General features: G+C 69.8%; 9 protein-coding genes and 2 pseudogenes. 5 read left to right on the top strand and 6 right to left on the bottom strand.

The annotated features are described in order from the left end of the window. The coding region (locus tag C1I95_RS29505) for a biotin--[acetyl-CoA-carboxylase] ligase (RefSeq protein WP_111218769.1) at window positions 1–620 on the top strand (620 nt) is incomplete at its 5' end. Between the two features lie 83 nt (window positions 621–703). Beyond that, the gene (locus tag C1I95_RS29500) at window positions 704–1,255 is read left to right on the top strand and encodes a PH domain-containing protein (RefSeq protein WP_111218763.1); all 552 of its coding nucleotides are present in this window, start codon (window positions 704–706) and stop codon (window positions 1,253–1,255) included. Between the two features lie 11 nt (window positions 1,256–1,266). Here the strand turns inward: C1I95_RS29500 and C1I95_RS29495 are convergent, their stop codons facing one another. The 3 genes and pseudogenes from C1I95_RS29495 to C1I95_RS37380 form a co-directional block, all read right to left on the bottom strand. Continuing rightward, a complete protein-coding gene (locus C1I95_RS29495) occupies window positions 1,267–1,983 on the bottom strand; it encodes a GtrA family protein (protein WP_111218761.1) in 717 nt (238 codons plus the stop codon). 63 nt (window positions 1,984–2,046) lie between these two features. Next, a complete protein-coding gene (locus C1I95_RS29490) occupies window positions 2,047–2,574 on the bottom strand; it encodes a GtrA family protein (RefSeq protein WP_111218767.1) in 528 nt (175 codons plus the stop codon). 204 nt (window positions 2,575–2,778) lie between these two features. Then, window positions 2,779–2,863 (bottom strand): annotated as a pseudogene (locus C1I95_RS37380) (GtrA family protein); the annotation flags it as partial. Window positions 2,864–3,001: 138 nt separating this feature from the next. Between C1I95_RS37380 and C1I95_RS29485 the strand changes: the two are divergent. The 3 genes from C1I95_RS29485 to C1I95_RS29475 all read left to right on the top strand — a co-directional run bounded on the left by C1I95_RS29485 (window position 3,002) and on the right by C1I95_RS29475 (window position 6,684). Next, window positions 3,002–4,849 (top strand): phosphoenolpyruvate carboxykinase (GTP), encoded by a 1,848-nt coding sequence (locus tag C1I95_RS29485; protein WP_111218759.1) that lies wholly within the window; start codon window positions 3,002–3,004, stop codon window positions 4,847–4,849. A 31-nt stretch (window positions 4,850–4,880) separates the two neighbouring features. Further along, entirely contained in the window at window positions 4,881–5,762 is an 882-nt protein-coding gene (locus tag C1I95_RS29480; protein WP_111218757.1) for a hypothetical protein, read from the top strand. A gap of 151 nt (window positions 5,763–5,913) precedes the next feature. After that, window positions 5,914–6,684: an isoprenyl transferase gene (locus C1I95_RS29475; RefSeq protein ID WP_111218755.1), complete on the top strand. Its 771-nt coding sequence runs from the start codon at window positions 5,914–5,916 to the stop codon at window positions 6,682–6,684. Between the two features lie 48 nt (window positions 6,685–6,732). On the opposite strand, the gene otsB is transcribed toward C1I95_RS29475, so the two are convergent. The 3 genes and pseudogenes from otsB to C1I95_RS29460 all read right to left on the bottom strand — a co-directional run. Beyond that, window positions 6,733–7,557, bottom strand: coding sequence for a trehalose-phosphatase (gene otsB / locus C1I95_RS29470; RefSeq protein ID WP_111218765.1), 825 nt, complete (start codon window positions 7,555–7,557; stop codon window positions 6,733–6,735). Between the two features lie 68 nt (window positions 7,558–7,625). Then, the gene (locus C1I95_RS29465; RefSeq protein ID WP_111218753.1) at window positions 7,626–7,979 is read right to left on the bottom strand and encodes a hypothetical protein; all 354 of its coding nucleotides are present in this window, start codon (window positions 7,977–7,979) and stop codon (window positions 7,626–7,628) included. 161 nt (window positions 7,980–8,140) lie between these two features. Beyond that, window positions 8,141–8,311, bottom strand: a pseudogene (locus C1I95_RS29460) (transcriptional regulator); the annotation flags it as partial.

Here is an 8,311-nt window from a genome sequence, read left to right as displayed (position 1 = left end):
CCAGCGTGCTGCTCCGGCCCGGGGCGGCCGTGCTGGACCGCGGCTGGTCACCCGCACCCCCCACGGGGTACGGCTGGCTGCCGCTGCTGGCCGGCGTCGCGTTGGTCGAGGCGGTGACCCGGCTGGCCGAGATGGACGCCACCCTGAAGTGGCCGAACGACCTGCTGATCGACGGGGCCAAGTGCGCCGGGATTCTCGCCGAGGCGGTGCCGGGCCCCGGGCCGGGCGATCCGCCCGCGGTCGTGCTCGGTATCGGGCTGAACGTCACGCTGCGCGCCGACGAGTTGCCGGAGCACCCGACCGGCCTGGCCGCCACCTCACTGCAACTGGCCGGCGCGGCGGCCACCGACCGGGATCCGCTGCTTCGTGCCCTGCTCCGGTCGGTCGCCGACTGGTACGACCGGTGGCGCGCCGCCGGTGGGGACGCGGTGGCCAGCGGCCTGCGGGACGCGTACCTGGCGGTCTGCGGCACGATCGGCCGGGAGGTGCGGGCGCTGCTGCCGGACGGCACCGAACTCACCGGCACCGCCACCACCGTCGACCCCGACGGTCACCTCCTGCTCAGCACCCCCGCCGGCGAGCGTTCCCTCCCCGCCGCCGACATCCTCCATCTCCGCTGACGCAGGGTCGGCCGCGTGGCGGATGTGAGCGGGTGGCGGTGGGGGGTTACGGTCTGCGCGTCCGTTCCTGCGAGGAGGTTTCCGTGGCGTTCCCCGAGGACGTGCTCACCGAGGACGAGCACGTCGTGCTGCACCTGCACCCGCACTGGAAGGCCCTGGTCCGGCCGGTGGCGGTGCTGGTGTTCGCCATCGCCGCGGTGGCGGCCGGCGTCGTGTTCCTGCCCTCCGGTGGGGGTGGCTCGATCACGCTCGCCGTGATCGGCGGTCTGGCGGTGCTGGCCGTGCTGCTGCTGTCGGCGTGGCCCTACATTTCCTGGCGCACCACGCACTACCTGTTCACCAACGAGCGGGTGGTGCTCCAGCACGGGGTGTTCTCCCGGGAACGGCGGGACATCCCGCTCAGCCGGGTCAACGACCACTCGATGAACCAGCAGTTCATCGGGCGCCTGCTGGGTTACGGCACGCTCACCATCGAGTCAGCCGGTGAGCGCGGTCAGTCCGTGCTGCCCGACGTGCCGAAGGTGGATCGGGTCCAGACGAAGCTCTACGAGCTGGTCGAGGCGTTCCATGACAAGCACTCGCTCGGCGACGGCGAACTGCGCGAGATTCTCGCCGAGCGGGACAACAAGGGCTGATCCCCGCCGGATCAGCGGCGGCGGAAGCGGCGCTGGGCGGGAGCGGGCTGGAGCTGGGCGGCCAGTTCGGCCTCCAGCTCCTTGTCCAGCGCCGCAGTCAGCTCGGCCTCGGCGCTCAGTGGCGCGGGCCGGGGTTGGACCGGCTGGGTGGTCACGCCGGGCCGGCTGGCGGGTGGCTCCTCTTCCTCCAGCTCGGTGATGGACTCGGCGAGTTCGGCCACCGGGTCCATCCCGGCCATCGTGTCCCACTCGTCGCGCGGCAGGCCCTGCCAGGTCTTCTCCGCCTCGACGGGGGCCGCGGGTTGGAAGACGAAGGTGCGGTACGACCAGAAGCGGAACAGGGTCGCCAGCACCACACCACCGGTCTTGGCGATGTTCAGTGCCAGCAGGCCGGTGACGCCCAGCCCGTACTTGGCGGCGGCGAGTACGCCGAGTTCGATCAGTAGACCAACCCCGTTGAAAAGGAAAAACAGGGCGTATTCCCGCTGCATGGCCGACTTCGGACGGTCGCGGTACGTCCAGTGCCGATTCATCAGATACGACGTGATCGTCGCCACTATCGTGGCGACAACCGTCGCCTTCAGTTGGCCGTCGACAAAAACGGTGAGTGCGAGCGCGTTGAACACGGCGTAATTGATGACCGTGTTGACGCCGCCGACCAGGCCGAATTTGAGCGCCTCATGGATGAACTTCTGCCAGCGCTCAGGCAGCAGACGGACAAGAGGCATGCGCAACACCTTAGGGCAGTGGGCGGGAACCGGCTGGCTCCGGCCGGACGGGTGGGCGGCAGGTCACGCCCCGCGGTCCCGGTTCACTTCCGCAACGGTGGGGGTTCCCGCATCCACGAAGACGAACCGTCGGTAGGACCAGAATCGGAACAGCGTCCCGAGCCCGGTGCCCACGACGAAGCTGGCGACGTTGTCGGCCAGTCGGGTCTGGAAGACCTGCGGCCAGATGCTGCCCAGCCCGTACCGGCTGACCGCCAGGCAGGCCACCGCGATGCCCAGGCCCACCGCGTTGAAGAAGAAGAACAGCGCGTACTCGCGGGCCGGGTTGGAGCGCTTGCGGTGCCGCCAGGTCCAGAACCGGTTGCCCAGGAAGGCGAAGGTCGCGGCGATCACCGTGGAGATGGTCTTCGCGGTGAGCTGTTCGACCTGATGCAGGCTGATCAGGTAGTTGAACAGGGCGAAGTCGATGAAGAAGGCGATCCCGCCCACAGTCGCGAACTTGCTCAACTCCCGTACGAGGTGACCGAACCGGTCGAGCAGGGAGTGGACCAGACCCGAGCGGGTCTGCCGGGAGCCTGGCTCCCCGGTCATCGTGGCGGCCACCGTGCGAGCGTACCGGTTGACGGGCTCACGAACGGGTAGCAACGGCTACCGGGGTCCACCGGTGCGGCGGCGCGGACGGGCACGAACGGAGCGTAACCGGATCTGTCGAATCCGGAGTCGCTTTGCCCTTCCGGTCGTCCGGTCGGAAAGCGGTCGCGCGGCTCGCGCCCGGGGCCACCGGCGGGAGGTTCGCCGCAGGATTTGCGTGAAACTGCGCGTGAAAGCGGGTAAAGGCTCGTGATGCCGCAGCGTGGCCGCACCTTGTGCAGTTCTTCACAACCAGTCCCACTGACTGGAGAGGTCCATCGGTTTACGCTGAGCCCAATCCCAGGTTTCCACGAAGGCGAACCGCATCGCGGCGCCGAGACTCGTGCACTCCATAGACAGGTCAGCGTCGACCACAAGGAGATGTGTCATGGTTGCTCCGGCCACTGTTCGGGGTATCGACCAAGCCCCGACGTCCCACCCCAAACTCCTCGCCTGGGTCCGTGAGGTCGCTGAACTGACCACGCCCGAACAGGTCGTCTGGGTGGACGGGTCCGATCAGGAGTGGCGTCGCCTCACCGATGAGCTGGTCGAGGCCGGCACCATCACCCGGCTCAACCCCGAGAAGAAGCCCAACTCGTTCTACGCGCGAACGGACCCGACGGATGTCGCCCGGGTCGAGGAGCGTACGTTCATCTGCTCCGTCGACGAAGCGGACGCCGGCCCCACCAACAACTGGATGGCGCCCGCCGAGATGAAGCGGACCATGACGGATCTGTACCGCGGTTCGATGCGCGGACGGACCATGTACGTCATCCCGTTCGTGATGGGACCGGTCGAGGCCGAGAGCCCCATGTTCGGTGTGGAGATCACCGACAGCCCGTACGTGGTCGCCTCCATGCGGATCATGACCCGGATGGGTGCCAAGATCCTTGAGGCGATGGGCGACGACGCCGACTTCGTGCACGCCCTGCACTCGATCGGCGCGCCGCTCGCCCCCGGCCAGCAGGACGTGGCCTGGCCGTGCAACGACACCAAGTACATCTCGCACTTCCCGGAGACCAGGGAGATCTGGTCGTTCGGCTCCGGCTACGGCGGCAACTCGCTGCTCGGCAAGAAGTGCTACTCGCTGCGGATCGCCAGCGTAATGGGGCGCGACGAGGGCTGGCTCGCCGAGCACATGCTGATCCTCAAGATCACCTCTCCGGAGGGGCGGGTCTACCACATCGCCGGCGCCTTCCCGTCGGCCTGCGGCAAGACCAACCTGGCCATGCTGGAGCCGACCATCCCAGGCTGGAAGGTCGAGACGATCGGCGACGACATCGCCTGGATGCGTTTCGGTCCGGACGGCCGGCTCTACGCGGTCAACCCGGAGTACGGCCTGTTCGGCGTCGCGCCCGGCACGGACTGGAAGACCAACGCCAACGCCATGCGGACGCTGGACCGGGGCAACTCCATCTTCACCAACGTCGCCCTCACCGACGACGGCGACATCTGGTGGGAGGGCATGGGTGAGCCGCCGGCGCACCTGATCGACTGGAAGGGCAACGACTGGACGCCGGAGAGCGAGAATCTCTCCTCGCACGCGAACAGCCGGTTCTGCACCCCGATCACCCAGTGCCCGATCCTCGCCGAGGACTACTACGACCCCAACGGGGTGCCGATCGACGCGATCCTGTTCGGCGGCCGGCGTAAGGACACCGTCCCGCTGGTGACCGAGGCCCGGGACTGGGTGCACGGCGTCTACCTCGGCGCCACGCTCTCCTCGGAGACCACCGCCGCCGCCTCCGGCGCGGTCGGCGTGGTCCGCCGCGACCCGATGGCGATGCTGCCGTTCATCGGCTACCACGGTGGCGACTACTTCCGGCACTGGATCGAGATGGCCAAGGGCGCCGACGGCGACGAGTCGAAGCTGCCGAGCGTCTACTACGTCAACTGGTTCCGCAAGGACCCGGAGGGCAACTTCCTCTGGCCCGGCTTCGGTGAGAACTCCCGGGTGCTCAAGTGGATCGTCGAGCGGCTCGAGGGCCGGGCGGAGGCGGTGGAGACCCCGATCGGCATGGTCCCGGCGCTGGACTCCCTCGACGTCGAGGGTCTGGACATGACGCCGGAGGACGTCCGGATCGCGCTGAAGGTCGACCCGGACGAGTGGCGCGACGAACTGCCGCTCGTCACCGAGTGGTTCGAGAAGTTCGGCGACAAGCTGCCCGGTGTCCTCTGGGCCGAGCTGGACGCCCTGCGTGCCCGGCTCGACGCGGAGCCGCAGCGGGGGGTGTGATCGACGCCGGATCCGGGCATCATCGGATCCCATGAGGACGGCCGCCGAGACCGAGGTCCGGCGGCCGTCCGCCGTCCGGGTGCTGACCGCGCTGCTCGCGGTGACCGCCGCGGCCACCGTCGTGGTCGAGGTGCTCAACTGGTGGTACGCCCCGGAGCAGGGCTTCGGGCTCGCGGTACGGACCGGCTGGGCGATGCTGCGTTCGTTCGGCTTCCTGCTGCTGATCGGGCACGTGCGTCGCGGCCGGACGGTGGCCCGCCCGTTCGGCCTGATCCTCGCCGTCACCACCGTCTTCGCGGTCGGCCGGCTGATCGTGCCCCGGCAGGGTGTGCCGCCGCTGCCCGGGTTGCTCGGCTTCGCCCTGCTCACCGCGCTCTGCGCGGTCGTGGTCTGGCTGCTGTACCGGTCCCCGGCGCTCGCCGGGCATCTGGTGCGGCACCGGCCCCGCCTGGTCATCGACCGGTCCGGCATCTCCTGGCGGGAGACGCCGCCGCGTCGGCCGGAGGCGAACGCCTGGCTGCTGACCAGCCGGGTCGCCGCGTTCACGTACAGCCCGCTGATGCTGGTCCCGGCGCTGGTCGCCGCGGCGGCGATCCTGGACGGGGGGCTGCTCGCCGTGCCCGCGGTGCTGTTCTGGCTGGGCGCCGGCATCGCGACCAGCTACCTGGTGCTGTTCTGCACCGCCTTCCTGATGCGTGGCCGGCGGTGGGCGGGCACTCTGCTCGTCGTGGTCACCGTCGCCGTGCTCGCCGTCGACCTGCCGCTGTGCTGGTGGCTGCTCGGCGTCGACGGCCTGGTCCGGGACGGCGCGCCACTGGTCGCCGCCGCCGGCCTCGCCGTGTACGGAGTGCGACGCTCCGCCCGCACCGCGGCCCCGAACCGGCCGGCACCCACCCGGCCTGCGCCCGCCTGAATCCGCCCCCGGTCCGAGCCCGCTCCGGCCAGAGTCTGCCCAGCCTGGGCCCACCCTGCTCGGTACCGTTGGCCCGTTCCGGTTCGGCATCTCGGCGCGACATCGGCCTCCGGCACACTGATCTGCCCGGCGGCTCGCTACCCTGAAGCTGATGACTCTGCGGAAAATTCTCTACTCCGTGTACGAGCGGCGGCTGACCGCCAAGCTCGCGGGCCGTCCGGTACCCCGACATGTAGGCGTGATGTGTGACGGCAACCGCAGATGGGCCCGGGAGATGGGCTTCGTCGACCCGAACGACGGGCACCGGATGGGTGCCGAGCGGATCAAGGAGTTGCTGCGCTGGTGCGACGCCGCCGGCGTGGGGCACGTCACACTCTGGCTGCTCTCCACCGACAACCTCTCGCGTCCGGCGGCGGAACTGGATCCGCTGCTCCAGATCATCGAGGACCTGACCACCGAGCTGGCCGAGGCGGGCAATCCCTGGCGGCTGCGCATGGTCGGTGCGCTCGACGTGCTGCCGGCGCAGCACGCGGCGGCGCTCAAGGCCGCCGAGGAGCGGACCCGTGAGCGCAGCGGCGGTGCACAGGTCAACATCGCGGTCGGGTACGGCGGCCGGCGGGAGATCGCCGATGCGGTCCGTTCGCTGCTGCTGGAACACGCGGCGAACGGCGGCACCCTGGAAGACCTGGCCGGCTCGCTCGACGTCGACGACATCTCGGAGCACCTGTACACCCGGGGGCTGCCGGACCCGGATCTGATCATCCGGACCAGTGGCGAGCAGCGCCTCTCGGGCTTCATGCTGTGGCAGTCGGCGCACTCAGAGTTCTACTTCTGCGAACTCAACTGGCCGGATTTCCGGCGGGTCGACTTCCTCCGCGCCCTGCGCTCGTACGCCACCCGCCAGCGCCGCTTCGGCGCCTGACCCGCCCCGCCAGCGCCGTCGCGCGCCGGGAACAGGTCGAGCGCCGCCTCAGCTGAGGTGGTGGACGGCCTGGGTGAGGAAGTCGCCCAGCGCGGCCGGCGAGTCGATGGTGAGGTCGGCGGCCTCGGCGACCTCGTCGCCGGTCTCCGGGTTGGCGACGGCGACGCAGACGCCCAGGAAGTCGGGGTCGGCGGCGGCCCGGGCCCGCAGGGCGGCGAAGGCCTTGATGTCGGAGACGTCGTCGCCGAAGTACCAGGCTCCGCCCGCCCCCTGCACCAGCTCGTTGATCACCATGCCCTTGTCCCGGTCGACCGGCGGCTTGACCTCCAGCACCATCCGGCCGACCTGCACCCGTAGGCCGAGTCGTTCGGCCTGCGCGCGCCCCCACTGCTCGACGGTGGTGGCGAGTTGCGGGGCCGTACGCCAGTGCAGCGCCACGGAGAGTCGCTTGTACTCCACGAGGGTGCCCGGTGGCAGTTCGGCGCGGGCCAGTTCGGCGAGTTCGGCCATCGTGGGCACCCAGGGCAGCGCGGCCGGCTCGGTGACGGTCTCACCGCCGGAGTGGCTGTGCTCCAGCCCGTAGAGCCCGTAGAGGTCGACGCCGGTCAGCCCGCCGAAGTGTTCCCGCAGGAACTCCACCGGGCGGGCGGAGACGATCGCGACGCGCCGCATCACCGGGGCGAGGGTCTCGATCGCGGCCAGCACCTTCGGCGCAGGTTGGACCTGCGTCGGATCGTCGGCGACCGGCGCGAGTGTGCCGTCGAAGTCGAAGAAGAGTATGGTCTCGGCCGCCCGGCCGGCGGTGGTCTGCCAGGCCTGGTCGGCGTTCAGCGGGGTCTTCGGCTGCTGGTTGCCCAGATTCAACGGCGGCACGCGCGACAGCGTACCCCGGGTTTCGCCGGCCAATCCTGGCGTGGATCCGGCTTCGGCGGTCGGTGAGATCAGCGTTCGGCGGCTCCCCGTCCACGGCGTCCGAACGGCACCACGGCGGCCTCCTGGCCGTGGCTGAGCAGGTAACCCTCCACGAATCCGGTGTTCCGGTCGCCGGTGTGTGCCTCGATCTCCCGGAGCCGCTCCACCATGAACTCGGTGAGCGCGGTGAGCCGGTCGTTGAGCCGGTCGTGCAGTTCGGCGACGACGGCCAGGACGATCGCGGTGCCCGCAGTGGCGAGCGCGAAGAGGTTCACGAGCAGCGGAAGCTGCCCGCCGTTCAGGGCCAGGGTCACCACGTTGCCGGTGACGCATAACGTCACCGAGACCGTCGCGACCACGACTGCCAACCATTTCAGGGTCATGGAGCAGACCCCCTTCTGTCCCGCAGGGCTGGGTTCGGCCTTGTCCCGTCCCCCCACCGACGACGAGCCCAAGCAGTACGAATACGGACGCTAGCGCGCCCGTTCCTGCCCCGTAGCGAAACGAATGAGGCTGACCTGTCGTTCTTTCGCCATCTGAGGAACTAACTGGCCGCGTCACTTCGCTTTCGGCCGCCAGCCGGCAGGGTTGGGCGGTATGCGAGGTAACGAATGGTTTCCCGGATGTGGAACTTCTCCGCGTCCGAGACGTCGGGGTCGACCAGCCGGCGCAGCAGTGCCTCGACGTCCGGGTCCATCGGCGGCGGGGGCGGGGC

The sequence above is a fragment of the Micromonospora craterilacus genome (assembly GCF_003236315.1).
GTDB classification, from domain to species: Bacteria; Actinomycetota; Actinomycetes; order Mycobacteriales; family Micromonosporaceae; genus Micromonospora; species Micromonospora craterilacus.
This window is presented reverse-complemented; position numbering and strand designations above follow the sequence as displayed.

Coding starts and splice junctions, on each gene's coding strand:
- C1I95_RS29495 (WP_111218761.1), bottom strand. CDS start 1,983: ATGCCTCTTGTCCGTCTGCTGCCTGAGCGCTGGCAGAAGTTCATCCAT.
- C1I95_RS29490 (WP_111218767.1), bottom strand. CDS start 2,574: ATGACCGGGGAGCCAGGCTCCCGGCAGACCCGCTCGGGTCTGGTCCAC.
- C1I95_RS29485 (WP_111218759.1), top strand. CDS start 3,002: ATGGTTGCTCCGGCCACTGTTCGGGGTATCGACCAAGCCCCGACGTCC.
- C1I95_RS29480 (WP_111218757.1), top strand. CDS start 4,881: ATGAGGACGGCCGCCGAGACCGAGGTCCGGCGGCCGTCCGCCGTCCGG.
- C1I95_RS29475 (WP_111218755.1), top strand. CDS start 5,914: ATGACTCTGCGGAAAATTCTCTACTCCGTGTACGAGCGGCGGCTGACC.
- C1I95_RS29465 (WP_111218753.1), bottom strand. CDS start 7,979: ATGACCCTGAAATGGTTGGCAGTCGTGGTCGCGACGGTCTCGGTGACG.